This is a genomic window from Paenibacillus sp. FSL H8-0122 (genome assembly GCF_038005345.1).
In the GTDB taxonomy this organism is placed as follows: Bacteria; Bacillota; Bacilli; order Paenibacillales; family Paenibacillaceae; genus Paenibacillus_AQ.
In genome coordinates, this window is sequence record NZ_JBBOTB010000001.1 from 2,550,003 (window position 1) to 2,569,079 (window position 19,077).

A 19,077-nucleotide genomic window follows, 5' to 3' on the forward strand; every position below is an offset into this window, starting at 1 on the left:
AAAACGGAATTATCAAATAACATTCATTCAAAAAACCGATGGATCAAAGGAAGGTCCGCTATGGAATCGAAGCATCTGTTCACCTTTCTCGTTGTGGTAGAGACCGGAAGCTTTACCCGCGCTGCGCAGAAGCTGGATTATGCCCAGTCCAGCATTACCGCACAGATTCAGGCTCTGGAAGCAGAGCTGGGGCAGCCGCTGTTCGACCGGATCAGCAAAAAGATTATGCTCACGGATGCAGGCCGCCGCCTGCTGCCGTATGCCCAGGAAATCTCCAAGATGCACACGATGGCTGAGAATGCCCTCCGGTCTGAGACCGAAATCGCCGGTTCGCTGCGGATTGGTGCACCGGAATCCCTGGCGGCCTTCCGGCTTCCGGGAATTATCAAGGATTTCCGCAGCCGGTATCCGCAGGTGCAGATTACCCTTAAGCCGGGGGCCTGCTGGGAGCTGACCGAATTCATCCGCTCCCTGGCCTTCCTGCTGCAGCCGGAAACAGAGTATAAGGATATGCACTGTGAGACGCTGATCCATGAAGCCATGGCTCTGGTGGCTCCGCTGGATCATCCGCTGCTGGAGCTTGCTGAAGTGGAGCCGTATCAGCTGAAGAACGTAACGATTCTGCATACCGAAGCGGGCTGCACCTACCGCACCTTGTTTGAACGTCATCTGAACAGCCACGGTGTGTTTCCTGATCCGAGCCTGGAGTTCTGGAGCATTGAAGCAATCAAGCAGTGCGTGATGGCCGGACTCGGTCTCTCTTTTCTGCCGCAGATTACGGTGAAGCGCGAGCTGGCGGAAGGCAAGCTGGGCCGGCTGAACTGGAATGACCAGTCGCAGCGGGTGGCCACCCAGATCGCTTACCATAACAAGAAATGGAAGTCTCCTGCGCTCAGTGAATTCCTCAGAATGGTAGGGAAGCATGCCGCCGGATGGAGGGAAGCTACTGCGGAAGAATGATATAATAGTTGTACTTAAGAGGGAGGGACAGATCATGAATGAGCTGGAACTAACATACGAAGAAGAGCTGGAGGCCTTCCTGATCTGGATGAAGGACGCTGGTTATACAGCACATACCCAGAAATCCTACCTTGCTGATGTGCGGGAATTCCTGGACCATCTGAACGGCAAGGAGCTGGGAGCGGTTAAGAAGCTGCATGTGGTGTCCTACCTGACCTCGGTCCGTGAGCGGGGAGTCAGCGATGCCACCCGTAACCGCAAGCACGCCTCGGTTAACTGTCTGTTCAAGGCACTGTCCGAGCTGGAGCTGTTATCTATTAACCCGGCGGCAGGGATCAAGAAATCCAAGACCGACAAAAACCGTGAGCCGGTCTATCTGGAGGAGCAAGAGCTGGGGCGGTTCCTGTCGGCGGTGGACGGCAAGTACAGAAGCCGCAATCTGGCGGTCTTCCTGCTTATGTCCTATATGGGGCTGCGGGTAGGGGAAGTACATACGCTGAATCTGAGTGATTATAATGTAGACCGGCGCACGCTGCGGGTCTTCGGCAAAGGGCGCAAATGGCGGGGCATACCGGTTCCGGAGGATGTAGCCCCGTATCTCGATCAGGCGATTGCGGACCGGCTGGTCCCTTGGCGCAGCAAAGAAGAGGCCATGTTCATCTCGCAGAAGGGCCGCAGACTGTCGATCCGGGGAATTCAGGGCATTGCTGCGGATACCTTCAGCCGCTTCCAGAGTGAGCTGCCCTCTTCCCAGCAGCGTGCCTATTCGAGCCATAAGCTGCGGCATTCATTCGCCACTATGCTGCTGCGCAAGGGCGCGGATCTGCGGACGGTGCAGGAGCTGCTGGGTCACTCTTCCATTCAGACAACTACAGTCTATACGCATATCACGAGCCGGGAGAAGGAAGAGGCGATGTCCAGACTGCAAATCAGCAGTGCTGATAAGCTGAGCGGCAGCCTGTAATCCGTCTGTCTAGCAATATTATCACTTGAACTATGAACTTTTGTTCAAACCCTAACGCATAAATTACATGGAATGTGCATTTTTATGATGACAACTTGTCTCTGAATTGCTACCATGAGAAAGGGAAAAACGGGGGCATGAAATCAACCGCAACATTCGCTTTAGCCGCTTAACGCGTCTTCGCGGCTTGTAAATGCTTGGATGCTTAGATTTCAATGCTTAGATTTCAAAAAAAAGGCCGCCAATCCCTGCGGATTGGCGGCCGGCTCATTCCGGCTGGAATTATAGCTCCAGCTTGGCGATTTCACTCTTGAGCTTGTCAGCGGACTGCTGGAATAAGCTCTGTTCTTCTTCGCTGAGCGGAAGATCAAGCACCTCACGCACACCGGAGCGGTCCACAACACACGGAGCGCCGAGGAACACATCAGAGACTCCGTTGTAGTTGTTCAGTAATGTAGATACATTCAGAACGGAGCCTTCATTGTTCAGGATGGACGATACAATGCGGTCCAGTGCAAGCGCGATGGCGTAGGAGGTCGATCCCTTGGCATCGATAATCTCGTAAGCGGCATTCTTCGTATCCTCGAAGATTTCTTTGCGTTCGTCTTCATCGAAGCCCAGATCAATCCCGGCGACATTGGCGAGACTCCAGACCGGCAGCTCGGAATCGCCATGCTCCCCGATGATCTGTCCATGGATGCTGCGCGGGTCAATCTCCTTGTGCTTCCCGATCAGGTAACGGAAGCGGGCACTGTCCAGTACCGTTCCTGAGCCGATAACCCGTCTGCGGTCGAAGCCGCTGATCTTCAGGGTGGCGTACGCCAGGATATCGACCGGATTGGTCGCAATCAGCAGGATCGCGTGATGGTTGTATTTCGTGATTTTCTGGATGATATCTTTGAAGATCGAGATGTTCTTGCGGAGCAGGTCGATCCGGGTTTCACCAGGCTTCTGGGAGGCTCCGGCAGTGACGATAATAATGTCGGCTTCGCGGCAATCCTCATAGGTACCGGCCCAAAGCTTCACGCCTCCTACAAAAGGCATACCATGGTTCATATCCAGCGCTTCACCAAGCGCCTTCTGGTGGTTCACATCGATCAGTACAAGCTCGGGCATGCGCTTACGCAGCAGCAGCGTATAGGCTGTAGTGGTTCCGACTGCACCGGTACCGATGACTACAACACGATTGGGCTTAAATGGGGCCATGTTAAATCTCCTCCAGCATTTGTATTTTGGTAATATAAGGAAGGCAGAGCCATTCCACTTGCTGTCCAATCTTATCCATCATAATCGCTAGGGATAGTGTTTTCAAGCTGTCCGTATTTCATCCATTACCCGAAATAGGGTAAGCTAACAACGATTTTTCTGTTATCCACTCAACCACTTGACAGGAGCGAACTGAAGTATGGATTTATTCCGCAAAAAACCGCTGGCTATTCCCCAGAATGCCGGAGCGGAGAAGCTTAGCAAGACACTGGGCGCCTTGGATTTGACGATGCTTGGGGTAGGAGCCATCATCGGCACCGGGATCTTTGTAATGACAGGTGTGGCTGCTGCGGAGCATGCCGGACCGGGGCTGGTGCTGTCCTTCATCATCGCGGGGATTGCCTGTGTGCTGTCCGCCTTGTGCTACTCTGAATTTGCATCGACCCTGCCGGTATCCGGCAGTGCCTATGCCTACAGCTATGTAGCATTTGGCGAATTGCTCGCCTGGGTTCTCGGCTGGGACCTTGTCCTGGAATACGGGGTTGCCGCAGCAGCGGTAAGCAGCGGGTGGTCCGGATATTTCCAGGGTCTGCTGGAGGGCTTCGGGATACATTTGCCCACAGCTTTGTCTGGAGCGTATAATGCGGATAAGGGAACATTCATCAATCTGCCTGCCGTCATCATTATCCTGCTGATCTCCTATCTGCTGACACGGGGGGTCAAGGAGACCGCCCGCTTCAACGCAGTGATGGTCGCCATCAAGATATCCGTGGTGCTGCTGTTCATCATCACCGGTATTTTCTATGTGAAGCCGGAGAACTGGACGCCCTTCCTGCCGTTCGGGATTCATGGCGTGATGAACGGCGCGGCCACTGTATTTTTTGCCTATATCGGCTTTGATGCCATTTCAACCGCCGCAGAAGAAGTGAAGCGTCCGCAGCGCGATCTTCCAATCGGGATTATCTCATCCCTTGCTATCTGTACAGTTTTATATATCGCCGTATCCTTGGTCCTGACGGGCATTGTGCCTTATCAGAGCCTGAATGTCAGCGATCCGGTATCCTTTGCGCTGCGGTTCGTGGGCCAGAATATGATTGCCGGACTGATCTCCATCGGGGCGATTGCCGGAATGACGACCGTTCTGCTGGTTATGCTGTTTGGCCAGACCCGCTTGCTGTTCGCTATCTCGCGAGACGGCCTGCTGCCGAAGAGCTTGTCCAAGGTTAGCGCCACAACGCATACCCCGGTGCGCAGTACCTGGATGGTGGGCAGCCTGATCGCTGTGCTTACCGGCTTCGTACCGCTGGACAGGCTGGCGAATCTGACGAGTATCGGCACCTTATTTGCCTTCCTGGTTGTATCTCTCGGGGTCATTATGCTCCGCCGGACGAAGACAGATCTCCGCAGAGGCTTCCGGGTTCCTTGGGTTCCGCTGGTTCCACTCCTTAGTGCGGCAGCCTGCGGCTACTTAATGTATAATCTCGGCAGAGAGACCTGGATTGGCTTCATCATCTGGGTTGCGTTCGGACTGGTAATTTACTCATTGTACGGCTACAAACGCAGTAATCTGAATACGAAGAAATAATCTTTTAAATACTCATTAATGTAGAAAAGGAGAGAGAGCATTGTCAGCCAAAGCTTCATGTTCCAAGGTTCTAAGAGTGGCGTTGATGCTTCTTATGACTCTGCTGATTCTCTCGGCTTGCTCGTCCGCCCCTCCGCCGGAGGCTACCCGGCCTCCTCAGCCGACTGAAGCGCCGGAAGAAGGGCAGATGATTACAGTCATTACCCCGGATAACAAGAATGTCGAACCCGAAAATGCAAAGAAATACCAGATTCAGACACGGCTGACCGATTTCCGGCTGCTCAACCCCTCAGCAGGACTAGCCTGGGGGGTAACGCGCAACGAGCTTCGAATGTACATGACGCTCAATAACGGCAAGACCTGGGCGAATATCTCTCCAGCTACGAATGTACAATTTCTAAGCAATCCGGTCTACGGCAAAGAGATTTTTTTCACCGACCCCGAGCATGGCTGGATCATCCGCAGCTCGTTCGGCTCCACCGAGACCGTTGTGCTGCGTACCACAGACGGTGGACACAGCTGGCAGATCTCAGCGTTCCCCGATTCCAACAAGCTGTCCTCCATCTATTTCAGCTCTAGCCGCAGCGGCTGGCTGATGACCAAGTGGGATGCAAGTGCGACCAAAGAGAGCAAAGCCTTGTACGCTACCAAGGATGGCGGAGCCACCTGGAATCTGGTGATGCAGAATGAGCAGTATAATCCGAATCTGCCGACTAGTTCCATTCCGCATGCGGGGGTAACGACCGGGATGATCTTTAATGACGAGAGCCGGGGGTTTGTTATGCTGCAGACCGGCGCTCTGCCCAAGATTTATATGACCAGAGACGGAGGAGCGACCTGGGTATCGGGTTCGGAATTCCTGGTCAATGACAGCTTTGCCGGATGTGACCGGGTGGTTACGGGTGTCCCTGAATTCTTCGGAGAACATGCAGCGGGGGGCTGGATGCCGGTCGGCTGTCAGAAGGAAAAGGAAGGCAGCATGACCTTTAACGGCTATTTTACCGCCAATGGGGGAGAGAACTGGAAATTCACCACATTCGGACGGCCGGCGCTGTCCGGCATGAACCGGAATGTGGCACCTGACTTCCTGAATTCTATGACAGGCTGGTCGCTGGAAGGTAATCTGCTCTATAAGACGGTGAATCAAGGAGTGACCTGGACGGCCCTCCCGGCCAGCACGGTACTTCAATCCAAGCTCCTGGAGTATCCGGAGGTAGTGAAGCTGCAGTTCATTTCAAGTGATGTCGGCTGGCTGCTGATCTCGAAGGAGGAGGACCGCAAGTCGATCCTGCTTCAGACCACTAACGGCGGCGAGAGCTGGCGTGTAATGTAATACTGTACAAGAGGTTGTCCGTTCTGACGGACAGCCTCTTTTTTTCACATTAAATCTGTTTAAAGGCCTCTACAATATAAGGAAAAATCTTATTTAAAATTTTCTTTAAAAATGTGAAATAAATCACATGACAAATTTTGAATCCTGTGATATATTTAACACATAGAGAACAAGTTACTTTTTTCACAAACTTTCAAACAAACTTCCAACCCGAAGAGGAGAGATTACAATGACAACTTTTGAAACGGATTATATGACTAGAAACCTGATGCAACTGTGCTACAACTGTGATGACGCTCATCTGTGCCAGACTGAAGAACAATGCAAAGCCTGCTGGGCAGAGAACGGCATGATGCCGGAAGAAACGAACGAAACCAGACAACTCTTAGACCTCGTACATGCTTAATGTAACCGCCAATCGGGTATTATAGAAGACCATTTAAGTTCCCGGAAGTACCGGAGCCTGAATGGTCTTTTTGCCGTGTGTACCGGTGCTGCCAGACAGACAAGAGGCATATACATGTAGAGAAGCCTATAGAGGCAGGTGTGCTAACTACTTGGGAATAAGGGGGAAGAGACAATGGGAACGGGGAGTGATCCATCCTGGCTGTTCGATTTTACAGGAACGGTATTGCCGGTCTTTCTCGCTCTGGTCGTGGGGATCATCGCTGTATCTGCTGGCCGGGGATTGCTTCAGTGGAGCCGGAACAATAATGCCCCCCTGCAGTCCATTCCCGCCCGTATCGTGAGCAAGCGGACCGAAGTGCGCCAGCAGCAGTCCCAGGAGGATAGTCTCTCCAGCCGGACCAGCACCACCTACTATCTGACCTATGAAGCTGAGGATGGGGTGCGCAGGGAATTCAAGGTGGAGGGACAGGAATACGGGATGAGCGCTGAGGGGGATCAAGGCATACTGACGTATCAGGGGACACGGTATCATGGCTTTCAGCGGCGTCCTCACTACTCCACGGCGGAGTAGCTAAGATGGCAATGTATTATAGATGGTGATAGGACCCCCTTGGTTCCCACTGTGGAGCAAGGGGTTTTTTGCGTGTATCCGGCATAGAGACGGAAGAAGAGGAAACAGCAAATTGGGCGCAGACTGTCACCTCCTGGGCGAATACACATACAATACAGCGAGCAGCAAAAGAACAACGGAGAATCACATAGTCTGCATAGCTTCACCCGTCAATGAAATGAATGTAAGGAGGAGAACGCGTGGCTGTCATCAAAACAAACTCGGAGGACGTAAGAGTGCTTGCACGGCTGATGCGGGCAGAGGCTGAAGAGGATGGAGAGTCAGGCATGCTGATGGTCGGCAATGTCGGCGTGAACCGGATTCTTGGCAATTGTCTGGATTTCAACAACATCCGCAGTGTGAACGACATGGTGTACCAGAGCCCCGGCGGCTTCGAAGCCCCGCAGAAGGGATACTTCTATCAACGGGCGCGGGAAGCCGATATCCGGCTGGCGAAACGTGCGATTGCCGGGGAGCGAACCTGGCCGGCCTCGAATGCGCTCTGGTTCTTCCGCCCTGTCGGCGACTGTCCGGGGACCTGGTACAATCAGCAGAATACGGGACGCTACAAGGCTCACTGCTTCTTCACTCCGACACAGGGAGATTGTCCGGCAGTATACTAAGCAGGACAGAATCATTATTACAATTTAGGAGGTAATTCGTACATGATCGTTCAACCGTACCGCCCAGTTCCTTATATGATGGGCAGCAATCCAGCAGGCAGCATGAACAATATGAATAATATGGAGAACATGAATAACATGAACAACATGGGGCACATCGGGAATATGGGGAAAATGGGGAACATGGGGAACATGGGGAACATGGGGAACATGGGGAACATGGCCGCTATGCCGCCTCAGGTCAGCAGCGGCAGTCCCATGATGCCTGGCGGTACGGTGGTCTCCACAGCCGCACCTGTGTTTGAACAGTCCTACGTGGAGAACATTTTCCGCCTGAACCTGGGCAAGGTAGGCACCTTCTATTTCACATATGAGAACAACAAGGACTGGAATGCCAAGGTCTATACCGGGGTGCTGGAAGCTGCGGGCCGTGACCACCTGATTATCAGCGACCGGGCTACCGGACAGCGGGTGGTGCTGCTGATGGTTAACTTTGATTACGCTACTTTCGAAGAGCCGCTTGTCTATCAATATCCGGGCGTTGTCGGGAATCCGCTTGGAGTGCGCAACTGTTAATCCGCTTTTCCGGCCATTTATCCATAGAATCATCCAAAAACGGCTGTCCGCCTTGGTTTGAGGCGGTCAGCCGTTACTTATGCTCCCGTACGTACATATGCTGTATTTTTCGAGGGGACACGCATGCTTGCTGTTTCACCTAATATATTTATATAATGAAAGTATTATTTATAATCCGTGATTTTGTATAGGAGATGAGGGCATTGGGGAATTGATACGCAAGGGTTCGTTTGGCGTAATCGAGTCTGACATTTTGAGCAAACGAAGGAGGTGGGCCTATCCAGCCGTACAGGTTACGGTGGATAGGAGTATAAATTGAGCGACCCTTTACCCGGTATATTACATGTAGGACTTATTATTTTGCTGGTGCTGCTTAACGGTTTTTTCGTTTCGGTGGAGTACGCGATGGTGAAGGTGCGCAGCGGGCGCATTGAATCGCTGATTGAGGAAGGCAGCAAGAGAGCGCTGGCCGCAAGGAACATCGTCCATAATCTGGATGGCTTCCTGTCGGCCTGCCAGCTTGGGGTAACCCTTGCTTCACTTGCACTGGGCTGGCTCGGTGAACCGGCCGTGGCCACGATTGTGGGGCCGCTGGTCAGGGGACTGGGCTTTGATGATACTACTGTATTTGTCATCTCCCTGATTATTGCCTTCATGTTCATCACGGTTCTCCATATCGTACTCGGCGAGCTTGCACCGAAGACCATTGCTGTGAATAAGGCTGAGGCGGTGCTTCTGTTAACTGCGGGACCGATGAACGTTTTCTACCGGATCATGTTTCCATTCATCTGGGTCGTTAACGGGCTGGCCCGGGGACTGCTGCGGATCTTCCGTCTGACACCGGCTTCCGAGCTGGCTACTGCGCATACGGAGGAAGAAATCCGCATCCTGATGCAGGAGAGTAACAAAAGCGGCCTCATCGACAACACAGAAATGACGCTGGTGGATAATATTTTTGGATTTGCGGACACGATGGCCCGGGAGATTATGATTCCGCGTACCGAGATGATCTGTCTGAACACGCATCTGGAGACGGAGGAGAATCTGGAGATTGCCTTCGATGGAATGAGAACCCGGTATCCGGTCTGTGACGGAGACAAGGACCATATTCTTGGCTTCATTCATATTAAGGATATGATCCGGGAGAAGGCGCCGAGCTATAATGAATTGATCCGTCCGATATTGACGGTACCGGAATCGATTCAGATCAGCAGTCTCCTGAAGGTCATGCAGCGTGCCAAGACCCAGATCGCCATTCTTATTGATGAGTACGGCGGTACCTCGGGGATGGTTACACTGGAGGATATTATGGAAGAGATTGTCGGTGAGATTCAGGATGAGTTCGACGAGGAGCGGCCCGGCATTGAGAAGCTGGGAGAGGATGAGTTCTCCGTTGACGGACTGATGCTGATTGAAGAGATTAACGACAAGCTCGGAATCCATATGGAGACTGATGATTATGATACGATCGGCGGCTGGCTGTATTCCAAGCTGGAGGTCAATCCGCCGCAAAAGGGCCAGTCCATTGAGTTCGACAATCATTTATTCGTGGTCGAAGAAACCGATAATAAGCGGATTTCCCGGATCAAGCTGCTGAAGCTGCAGTTATTGACGGAAGAAGCCGGAGCATAAGCTGCTGCATACAATATAAGCATGGCGCTACTACAGCGCTGTGCTTTTTTGTCATTATAAGGACGAATAGTTCTGACCTGTCTCCGATTCGGCCGGATTTAAGGCGGGTAAGGAAGTGTAAATACATGTAATATATCCGATTCAAGAAAGGGGCGGGAGCGTTGGAACATCCTCACAACAATTACAATGATCTGCTTGTCCTCTTGTCGGTTGCGATAGCCTTTCTCTCCTGCTTCACGGCGCTCGATCTGACGGAACGTCTGCTTCGCGGCCAGCGGAGCTCCCGGTTCATCCTGCTCATCTCCCTGGTGCTTGGCACAGGCCTGTGGAGCATGCATTTCATCGGGATGCGCGCAATGGATATGGCCGTTCCGGTATCGTATAATCTGCCACTACTGGCGTTCTCTCTAGTAATTCCCGTAGCAGCTTCTTATATGCTGTTAGCTATGCTGAATAACCCGCAGACCCGCAGCAGGGTCTATCTGGCTCTGGGCGGCCTCTTGTTCAGCAGCGGCATCCTGATTATGCATTTCAGCGGCATTCTGTCGATGAGACTTACGGCAACGTATGAGCAAGGCGCCTTTTCCATTATTCTGGCGGTATTGTTCGCCCTGATCATCCCGGTGATCACCGCATCCTACGATCCGAAGTGGCTGGAGCAGGCCTACAATATGTTCAGCTTCAAAAAGCTGCTGCTTGTCCTGACCCTGACCGGCGCGTTCACAGGCATCCATTACGCTGCCATGGCGGGCGCTTCCTTCCCTCTAGGAGAACCGTCCAGTGCAGCCGCGCATGTGCTCTATTTGCAGGATTCGATACTGGGAATGATCCTCTGCGGCTCCTTTCTGTTTATTGTGTCGATCGTCCTTGCCCTGTTGTACAGGGACCGGCAGCGGGTACTCCAGTCAGCTGCCTTCAATGAGCAGCGGTATACTGCGCTGTTCGAGCATAATCCTGATATGGTGATCTGCATTGATCCTGCTCGTAAGAAGATAATCAGTGCTAATCCTGCTCTGCGGGACATTACCGGATATAGCAGCGAAGAACTGGGGAATTATAAGGCGATACTATACAGCGAACGGGATGAAGCGGCCGTACGGGATGCCATAACGCGCGCTTCACGGGGGCAGTCCTCCAAGCTGGAGCTGAAGGTCCGGAGCAAAGGCGGGGAGCAGCTGATCTGTAGTGTCACTGTCTTTCCTTTGCTGCATCATACGGAGCAGTGGGTCTATATTGTGGCCGAGGATGTGACTGCCCTGATGAAGTATCAGTATGAGCTGCTGGAGGCCAGGGATGCCGCGGAGAGTGCTGTGACGATGAAAAGCGAGTTCCTCGCCACCATGAGCCATGAGATCCGCACGCCGCTGAACGGCATTATCGGTGTCAACCAGCTGCTGTCCGAGGAGATCAGCAATCCTGAGCATCTGGAGCTCCTGCGGCTTCAGAGTACAAGCAGCCACGCTCTGCTGCATGTGATGAGCGATATTCTCGATATCTCCCGGCTGGAGGCGGATGGCCTCTCACTGAACAAGGATACTTTCGGGCTGAAGGCGCTGCTCCAGGGCTGTATGGACCTGTTCATGGTGAGCACACAAGACAAGCCGTTATCTCTTGAGCTTCTGATCGAGGAGGGACTTCCCGACAAGTTCACCGGGGATGCTGCGCGTATCCGCCAGATTCTCATCAACCTGATCGGCAATGCGGTGAAATTCACGCCATCCGGCACGGTAACGGTTAAAGTGGAGTCCTATGGCGTCAGGGAGACCGCTCAGGCGCTGCAATTCATGGTACGCGACACCGGCATTGGCATCTCACCGGATAAGCTGCAGCTGCTCTTCCAGTCCTTCTCGCAGGTGGACGGGTCGCATACCCGCAAGTACCCCGGCACGGGTCTGGGCCTGGCGATCTGCAAGAAGCTGGTGGACCTGATGCAAGGAGAAATCTGGGCAGAACCGGCAGAAGGGGGCGGCACACAATTCTTCTTCAGAATTAAGCTGCAGTCGCAGGAGCATTCCCCGGAGGTATTTTTCGGCAAGGATACAGGGGAAGGGGAGTCAGCAGACGAGAATGAAGCCGTATAAGACAGCGATTGCCAACAAGAGAGTTAACATTATATAATTTGAAAGTAACTATTCTTTTATCACGATAGTCCTGAGGACGGAAAGGAACTCTCTTTGAGCAAAACAAAAAAGAACAATGTCACGGCTCCCCAGATGAGCAAGCAGGAGAAGCGCAGGGCAGAGCAGGAGCAGCAGAAGCAGAAAACGAGAATTCTGATCGTGAGTACGGTGGCCATCGTCATTATTATTTTTGTAGGCTTATTCATGCTTGCTTCCAAGGATTCTTCGCCTGCAGGCTCAGACAGCAAGCCTGTTGCCTTCAATTACAGTGAAATGATGCGGCTGGGCAAGGAGGATGCTCCGGTCAAAATTGTGGAATTCGGCGATTTCAAATGTCCGGCATGCGCCCAGTTCACCGGTGTCATCAAGCCGCAGATCGTTCAGGGCTATGTAGATCAGAATAAAGCAGCCTTCTATTTCGTGAATCTGGCCTTCATCGGCAAGGATTCGAGAACGGCCTCCCTGGCAGCCCTATCGGTGTATCATCAGAACCAGGAAGCATTCTGGAAGTACTTCGATGCGATCTATGCCAATCAGGGGAATGAAGAGGAGGAATGGGCTACGCCTGACTTCCTGGTGAGTCTCGCCAAGCAGCTGGAGCTGCCGGTGGATTATGACCTGCTGCGCAAGGACATTGACGAGCGTACTTATGTAAATGAGCTGGAGCGGGATATTCAGGTGGGCACGGATGCGGGTGTAACGAATACGCCATCCTTGTTCGTGAACGGAATCAAGGTGAATGAGCCTTTCAATATGGAGGCGATTGACGCCCAGATTCAGGCAGCAACAGCAGCAGCGGGAGCAGGGGCCGCCCAATGACCGCCTTCTCTGCCTTCTGCCGGCGTAACTGTCTCTACTTGGCCTGGTTCGTCTGTGTGGTGGCTGTAGCGGGAAGCCTGTATCTCAGTGAGGTCCTGCATTACGAACCGTGCAGGCTGTGCTGGTTCCAGCGGATCTTCATGTACCCGCAGCTGTTCCTGCTGGGAATTGCCACCTACCGGGCGGACAAGCGGATCATTCCTTATGTGCTTCCGCTCAGCCTAATCGGCGGCTGCATCTCGATTTATCATTATGCGGAGCAGAAAATTCCGGCGCTCAGCAAGGTGCTTCCCTGTACCATCGGCGTACCATGCAATAAGGATTATCTGAATTGGTTCGGTTTTGTAACAGTCCCTTTGCTTGCACTTATAGCCTTTGCCTTAATCTCCATTCTGCTCTGGACAGGACGCAAAGAAGAGCCTGCTGAGTAAGAAGCTGACGGGCAGAAGGAAGAGAAGAGAATACCCTTAATTTTAGCAAAAAATAATATGCAAAAACCCTGTAAATTCACGTGTTAAAGGGATAATGAAAGAGAATGAAAGATCAAGACATACCGGATGATGGATTTGGTTGTTTTGAGTGCTTTTCATTCTTTTTTCATTTGTTTCCACGCTTTACGGAAGACGTGTTGTAGCTTAATATTAGTCCTTGTGAGAAGTTGAATATGCGCTGAATTTTCCGGAAGGAAAAACGGGGGAACCACACTTTGGCCAAGGCCAAAAGGGGTGAATCGGAGCGGGCCGCAAGGGCCTGTAACCGTAGGGCTACCACAGTCCGAATCCGCCAGCTAACCTCGTAAGCCACAAGTGGGATAATGACCATGCACATTAGGCATGCGGATCATTTCCGTATGCTTATTTTGGTGCCTGCATTTATGAAATCCACTTATGAAAACAGCGCAGGGAAAGCCCATTTCAACTTAACCAAGAGAGGAACTGTTACTACAATGGTAAGCAAGGTAAAACGACTATTGATCGGGCGTCCGATGAAGTCGAACGAACTCGATCATGAAAAGTTATCCAAGGTGAAAGCACTGGCTGTCCTGTCTTCTGATGCGCTCTCGTCTGTAGCCTACGGAACAGAACAAATTCTGATTGTACTGGTGGCCGCCGGGTTCACCGCTATCTGGTACTCTTTGCCAATTGCATTAGCCGTATTGGGCTTGCTGGCCATTCTGATTCTATCCTACCGGCAGACGATATTTGCTTATCCGCAGGGCGGTGGTGCTTATATTGTAGCCAAAACCAACCTCGGGGTTCATACCGGCTTACTGGCCGGCGGCTCTCTTCTGGTGGATTACATTCTGACGGTGGCGGTAAGCGCCTCGGCGGGGACGGATGCGATCACTTCAGCTTTTCCAAATCTCCATAATCATACTGTCCTCATAGCGGTATCTGTTATCGTGCTCTTAACGATTGTTAACCTGCGGGGAGTGACCGAATCGGCCTCCTTCATCGCTATCCCGGTCTATCTGTTCGTTGTTTCCATCTTCGTGCTCATCATCTCGGGGGTCTTCAAATATATGACCGGCGGTGCCCATGCCCATGTTCCTGAGATTGGCTCGGCGGTATCGAACGTGAGTATGTTCCTGCTGCTGAAGGCCTTCAGCTCCGGCTGTTCGGCTCTGACCGGGGTTGAGGCAGTCTCTAATGCCATTCCTAACTTCAAAGCGCCGGCGGAGAAAAATGCAGCCAAAACGCTGATGCTCATGGGCCTCATTCTCGGGGTAATGTTCACAGGTATTACGCTGCTCGCTTACTGGTACGGTATCATGCCTGATGAGAAGGCAACCGTGGTCTCACAGATTACAGAGTCTACCTTCGGCCGCGGCGGACTGTACTTCTTCATTCAGGGGATTACGGCGGTTATCCTGTTCCTGGCAGCCAATACGGCGTACTCGGCCTTCCCGCTGCTGGCGTTCATGTTCGCCAAAGACAAATATCTGCCCCATGCCTTCATGGTGCGCGGCGACCGGCTGGGCTTCTCCAACGGCATTATTTTCCTCGGTGTCATGTCGGCTGTGCTGGTAGCGGCGTTTCACGGGAATACGGAAGGACTCATTCCATTATATGCAGTAGGGGTATTCATTCCGTTCACGCTGTCGCAGCTTGGCATGATGGTCCAATGGTACAGAACGAAGCCGAAAGGCTGGCAGAGCAAGTTCGCCGTCAATACGGTGGGGATGCTCACTACATTAACGATCACCCTGATTTTCATAATCACTAAATTCTCCAGCGTGTGGATGGCCTTCATCTTCCTGCCGGTTGTTATCATCGTGTTCCACCGGATTCACCGCCATTATATGAATATTGCCGATCAGCTGCGGATCTGTCCGGCTACCGATAAGCCTTGTATCAAAGGAAGCACCGTAGTCGTTCCGGTCGCCGGTGTGACTCGCGCTGTACTGCATTCGATCAGCTATGCGAAGTCATTGACGGATAATGTGGTCGCTGTATATGTAGGCTTCGATGAAGAAGAGATTCACAAGATGGAGCAGAAGTGGGAGGAGTGGAACCCCGGCGTACGCCTGATTGTCCTGCGCTCCCGCTACCGCAGCATTATCCGCCCGCTGGTGAAGTTCATCGATACAGTAGAGTGGAAGACCTCTTCAACGGATCATATTACCGTCCTGATTCCGCAATTCGTGACCAAGCACTGGTGGCAGGCGGTGCTGCATAATCAGACCAGCTTGTTCATCCGCTCCTATCTGATGAATCAGAAGGACATTGTCATCGCCACGGTTCCTTTCCATCTGCATAAATAATATAGAAGATTATAGGAAGACGGCTGTTTCTGCTTGATGCGGAGACGGCCGTTTGGTCGTTATTATAAGTTATTGGTTGACATAGAGAATGAGAATCAATATCATCAGTATAGACAAGCTGAAGGTAAAAGGACTTTTGCCAATCATGAAGACAACATACAGGAGGGGTATTTAATGTTTTCGTTCAACCTGCAAGGATCAAGAAGCGGGAAGCTGGCGGTGGCCGGACTTATGACTACAACACTGCTGCTGTCCGCTTGCGGAAATAATAATAGCAACGCAGGCAGTAACGGTGGAGCAAGCACCGCACCTGCAGCAACCGTGGAAGCGACTGCGGAGGCAACTGCGGTACCTGCAGCAACTGCTGCACCCGCTGTGGAGAAGACCGTAACGGATGCCATGGGACATAAGGTGACCGTTCCCGCTAATCCGCAGCGTGTAATTGCTTCTTATCTGGAGGATTATCTGGTAGCACTCGGCGTGACTCCGGTTGCGCAGTGGTCTACGAAGAACGGTACTCAGGCGTACCTCGCTGCTGAGCTTAAGGACGTTCCGCCGATCAGCTATGACCTGCCGTTAGAAGCCGTCACCGGCTTCATGCCGGATTTCCACATCGTCCAGTCGGAAGGCTCGGTTCAGAATGGTCTCTATGACCAGCTGAACAAGATCGCACCAACCTATGTACTGGGCGACGAAGTCAGCAGTGACTGGCGCGCGGCTACGCTCAAAATCGGTGAGCTGCTTAATAAAACACCAGAAGCTGAGAAGGCTATTGCAGACTATGACCAGAAAGCGGCTTCGGCCAAAGCGGCTGTCTCTGCGGCGATCGGAGATGATTCAGTAGCTGTTCTGTGGCTGGTGTCAAAGAACTTCTTCATCGTGGACGAGACCCGCAGCAGTGGCGCAGTATTGTATGGCGATCTTGGAGTGAAGCTCCCGAATCTCGTGACCGATATTCCTGCGGAGTCCAGAGCCCCGTGGAACCCGATTTCACTTGAGAAATTGTCCGAGCTGACTGCAGAGCATATCATTCTGGTGAACAGTGACAAAGCGGACGGAGCAGAGATTACAGACGGGGCGGTCTGGAAGGGAATTCCGGCCGTTAAGGCAGGGAATGTTCACGAATTCGGCAAAGATACCAGCTGGCTGTATAGCGGTCCTATAGCCAATTCCAAGACTATCGATGATATTCTGAGCAGTTTTGTAAAATAGTTCTTTACCGGCCGGAGAATGGTGCAGGCTTTTATATCCTCAGGATATAGAAGCCTGCCTCTTTTTTTAAGTTGAACAATATTCATATCTTTGCGATAATGAGAATCATAATCATCTATATTTCCCTAATAATCCTGATGAGGAGACGGCATATGGCTTCATCCACAGATTCTGCTCTACAAGCTCCTTCTGATGAAGGGAACACAACTGTCCGGTCGCGGCCGCTTGCCGCTACTGTTATTCTGGTGCTGGGAATAGCAGGGATTGTCTTCGGCCTGATGGTATCCGTATCGGTTGGTGCGGCGGATATCCGCCTGGCTACCGTATGGGAGGCGGTCTTCCGGTTCAATCCGGAGCTGCCGCAGCATCAGGTCATCCGTGAGCTGCGGATTCCCCGGGCTGCCGCAGGGGCGCTGGTCGGCGCATGCTTTGCCGTTGCCGGTGCGATTATGCAGGGGATGACCCGTAACCCGCTGGCGGATTCCGGACTGCTCGGTCTTAACGCAGGAGCGGGCGTTGGGCTGGCCCTGGCTTTTGCCTTCGCGCCATCGTTATCCTTCGCGTACATCATGCTGTACTGCTTCCTTGGAGCGGCTGTGGCCTCGCTGCTGGTGTTCGGGATCGGTTCACTCTCCCATAGCGGACTGACCCCGCTCCGGCTGACCCTCGCCGGTGCGGCGGTAAGCGCCATGCTGCTGGCGGTCAGCCAGGGCATTGCTATTCTGTTCAGCCTCTCCCGGGATATCGCCTTCTGGATGGCTGGCGGGATTGGCGGAGCGAGCTGGAAGCAGCTGCAGGTTATATCTCCTTGGGTCGCGGCGGCCCTGACCGGTGCGCTGCTGCTGTCGCGTTCGATTACGCTTCTGAGCCTGGGCCGGGATGTTGCCGCAGGTCTCGGACAGCGCACCGGTCTGGTACAGATCGCAGGGATGATTATTGTGGTTATCCTCGCCGGAGCGGCAGTCTCCACAGTGGGCCCGATCGCTTTTGTCGGATTAATGATTCCGCATATTACGCGTTACCTCGTCGGGGTGGACTACCGCTGGATTATTCCCTGCTCCGCGGTCCTTGGAAGCATTCTGGTCCTGGTGGCCGATATTGCGGCCAGAATGATTAATGCGCCATACGAAACACCGATCGGTGCCTTAATTGCAGTATTCGGCGTACCGTTCTCCATCTATCTGGCCAGCAAACGCAAGGGGGAGCTGAAATGAACCGCCCCATCTCATTCCCCCCGGCCAAACCGCGCCGTTCCAGAGAGGCCGGTATTCTGACACTGCTTGCTGTGCTTATCGTCATTCTGTTTCTGGTCAGTATGAATACCGGCCTTATGCGGCTGTCACCGCTCGAAGTTCTACATACCCTATCCGGCAACGGTACCAAGCAGCAGCAGCTGATTCTGTTTGATTTCCGGCTGCCGCGGATCGTGATCTCCTTGCTGATTGGTGCAGGCTTCGCGGTAGCCGGAGCAATTCTGCAAGGCTTGTCGCGTAATGCTCTCGCCGAGCCTTCCACCCTGGGGATCAATGCAGGAGCAGGATTCGCAGTGCTGATCTTTATCTCCTTCGTACCGGCTACAACAGCAGCTCCGATCCTTCTGCTTCCGCTGCTGGCCCTGGCAGGAGCTTCACTTACAGCAACGCTGGTCTATTTCCTGTCATACAGGAGTGAGGACGGGCTCTCACCGACAAGGATGATCCTGATCGGGATTGCTGTGGGTGCCGGGATATATGCTTTTCAGCTTATTTTGTCATTAAGACTGGACCCGCAGAATTATCAGTTCGTAGCCATCTGGCTGGCCGGCAAAATCTGGGGCGGAGACTGGCGGTTTGTGCTGGCCCTGCTGCCCTGGATCGTGATCCTGCTGCCCTTCGCATTCTACAAAGCCCGGGTGCTCAATGTACTGAATCTGGGCGATGAGCTCTCCAAGGGACTGGGCCTGCCACTGGAACGGGAACGGCGGTGGCTGCTGGCGGCGGCTGTTGCGCTGGCAGGAGCCTGTGTATCGGTCAGCGGCAGCATTGGCTTTGTCGGGCTCATTGCGCCGCATCTGGCCCGCAGGCTGGTCGGTCCGCGCCATCAGATCCTGCTGCCTGCGGCTGCCCTGATTGGAGCCCTGCTGCTGCTTGCGGCAGATACCATTGGGCGCTGGATTCTGCAGCCGGCAGAGGTGCCGGCAGGTATCGTGGTGGCGATTATTGGAGCCCCGTACTTTTTATATCTTTTGGCTACATCGAAAGCGTAACAGGGATGGATATAAATAAA

At 52.9% G+C, this 19,077-nt stretch carries 17 protein-coding genes and 1 riboswitch; of the genes, 16 read left to right on the forward strand and 1 reads right to left on the reverse strand.

Annotated features, from left to right (window positions below):
- Positions 1–60: 60 nt before the first annotated feature.
- Both NSS64_RS11235 and NSS64_RS11240 read left to right on the forward strand, forming a co-directional pair.
- Positions 61–960 carry a LysR family transcriptional regulator gene (locus NSS64_RS11235; protein WP_341140115.1) on the forward strand — a complete coding sequence of 300 codons (900 nt, stop codon included), beginning with the start codon at positions 61–63 and terminating at the stop codon, positions 958–960.
- A gap of 34 nt (positions 961–994) precedes the next feature.
- Positions 995–1,924: a tyrosine-type recombinase/integrase gene (locus NSS64_RS11240; RefSeq protein ID WP_340940380.1), complete on the forward strand. Its 930-nt coding sequence runs from the start codon at positions 995–997 to the stop codon at positions 1,922–1,924.
- Positions 1,925–2,206: 282 nt separating this feature from the next.
- Here NSS64_RS11240 and NSS64_RS11245 read toward each other — a convergent pair whose 3' ends face one another.
- Positions 2,207–3,130: an L-lactate dehydrogenase gene (locus NSS64_RS11245; protein WP_340940382.1), complete on the reverse strand. Its 924-nt coding sequence runs from the start codon at positions 3,128–3,130 to the stop codon at positions 2,207–2,209.
- A 199-nt stretch (positions 3,131–3,329) separates the two neighbouring features.
- On the opposite strand from NSS64_RS11245, the gene NSS64_RS11250 reads away from it, so the two are divergent.
- The 14 genes from NSS64_RS11250 (at position 3,330) to NSS64_RS11315 (ending at position 19,057) form a co-directional block, all read left to right on the forward strand.
- Entirely contained in the window at positions 3,330–4,715 is a 1,386-nt protein-coding gene (locus tag NSS64_RS11250) for an APC family permease (RefSeq protein ID WP_340940383.1), read from the forward strand.
- An 85-nt stretch (positions 4,716–4,800) separates the two neighbouring features.
- Positions 4,801–6,048 (forward strand): WD40/YVTN/BNR-like repeat-containing protein, encoded by a 1,248-nt coding sequence (locus NSS64_RS11255; protein ID WP_340993136.1) that lies wholly within the window; start codon positions 4,801–4,803, stop codon positions 6,046–6,048.
- 229 nt (positions 6,049–6,277) lie between these two features.
- On the forward strand, positions 6,278–6,454 hold the full coding sequence (locus tag NSS64_RS11260; RefSeq protein WP_179090460.1) for a hypothetical protein: 177 nt from the start codon (positions 6,278–6,280) through the stop codon (positions 6,452–6,454).
- Positions 6,455–6,628: 174 nt separating this feature from the next.
- Complete coding sequence (locus NSS64_RS11265) at positions 6,629–7,027, forward strand: DUF2500 domain-containing protein (protein ID WP_076079279.1); 399 nt, start codon at positions 6,629–6,631, stop codon at positions 7,025–7,027.
- Positions 7,028–7,266: 239 nt separating this feature from the next.
- A complete protein-coding gene (locus NSS64_RS11270) occupies positions 7,267–7,689 on the forward strand; it encodes a cell wall hydrolase (protein ID WP_340940390.1) in 423 nt (140 codons plus the stop codon).
- Positions 7,690–7,863: 174 nt separating this feature from the next.
- Positions 7,864–8,265 carry a spore coat protein GerQ gene (gene gerQ, locus NSS64_RS11275; protein WP_341142799.1) on the forward strand — a complete coding sequence of 134 codons (402 nt, stop codon included), beginning with the start codon at positions 7,864–7,866 and terminating at the stop codon, positions 8,263–8,265.
- Between the two features lie 315 nt (positions 8,266–8,580).
- Positions 8,581–9,897, forward strand: a complete 1,317-nt coding sequence (locus tag NSS64_RS11280) for a hemolysin family protein (protein WP_341140116.1) — start codon at positions 8,581–8,583, stop codon at positions 9,895–9,897.
- 161 nt (positions 9,898–10,058) lie between these two features.
- Positions 10,059–11,978: a sensor histidine kinase gene (locus tag NSS64_RS11285; protein WP_341140117.1), complete on the forward strand. Its 1,920-nt coding sequence runs from the start codon at positions 10,059–10,061 to the stop codon at positions 11,976–11,978.
- A 93-nt stretch (positions 11,979–12,071) separates the two neighbouring features.
- Entirely contained in the window at positions 12,072–12,836 is a 765-nt protein-coding gene (locus tag NSS64_RS11290) for a DsbA family protein (protein ID WP_340993134.1), read from the forward strand.
- Positions 12,833–13,267, forward strand: coding sequence for a disulfide oxidoreductase (locus NSS64_RS11295; RefSeq protein WP_340993133.1), 435 nt, complete (start codon positions 12,833–12,835; stop codon positions 13,265–13,267). The genes NSS64_RS11290 and NSS64_RS11295 overlap by 4 nt, the downstream gene beginning before the upstream one ends.
- Before the next feature lie 226 nt (positions 13,268–13,493).
- Positions 13,494–13,654, forward strand: a riboswitch (cyclic di-AMP (ydaO/yuaA leader).
- Between the two features lie 128 nt (positions 13,655–13,782).
- Positions 13,783–15,600: an APC family permease gene (locus tag NSS64_RS11300; RefSeq protein ID WP_340993132.1), complete on the forward strand. Its 1,818-nt coding sequence runs from the start codon at positions 13,783–13,785 to the stop codon at positions 15,598–15,600.
- 174 nt (positions 15,601–15,774) lie between these two features.
- Positions 15,775–16,812, forward strand: a complete 1,038-nt coding sequence (locus tag NSS64_RS11305; protein ID WP_341140118.1) for an ABC transporter substrate-binding protein — start codon at positions 15,775–15,777, stop codon at positions 16,810–16,812.
- Between the two features lie 152 nt (positions 16,813–16,964).
- Positions 16,965–18,026: a FecCD family ABC transporter permease gene (locus NSS64_RS11310; RefSeq protein WP_341140119.1), complete on the forward strand. Its 1,062-nt coding sequence runs from the start codon at positions 16,965–16,967 to the stop codon at positions 18,024–18,026.
- Entirely contained in the window at positions 18,023–19,057 is a 1,035-nt protein-coding gene (locus NSS64_RS11315; RefSeq protein ID WP_341140120.1) for a FecCD family ABC transporter permease, read from the forward strand. The genes NSS64_RS11310 and NSS64_RS11315 overlap by 4 nt, the downstream gene beginning before the upstream one ends.
- The last annotated feature ends 20 nt before the right edge of the window (positions 19,058–19,077 follow it).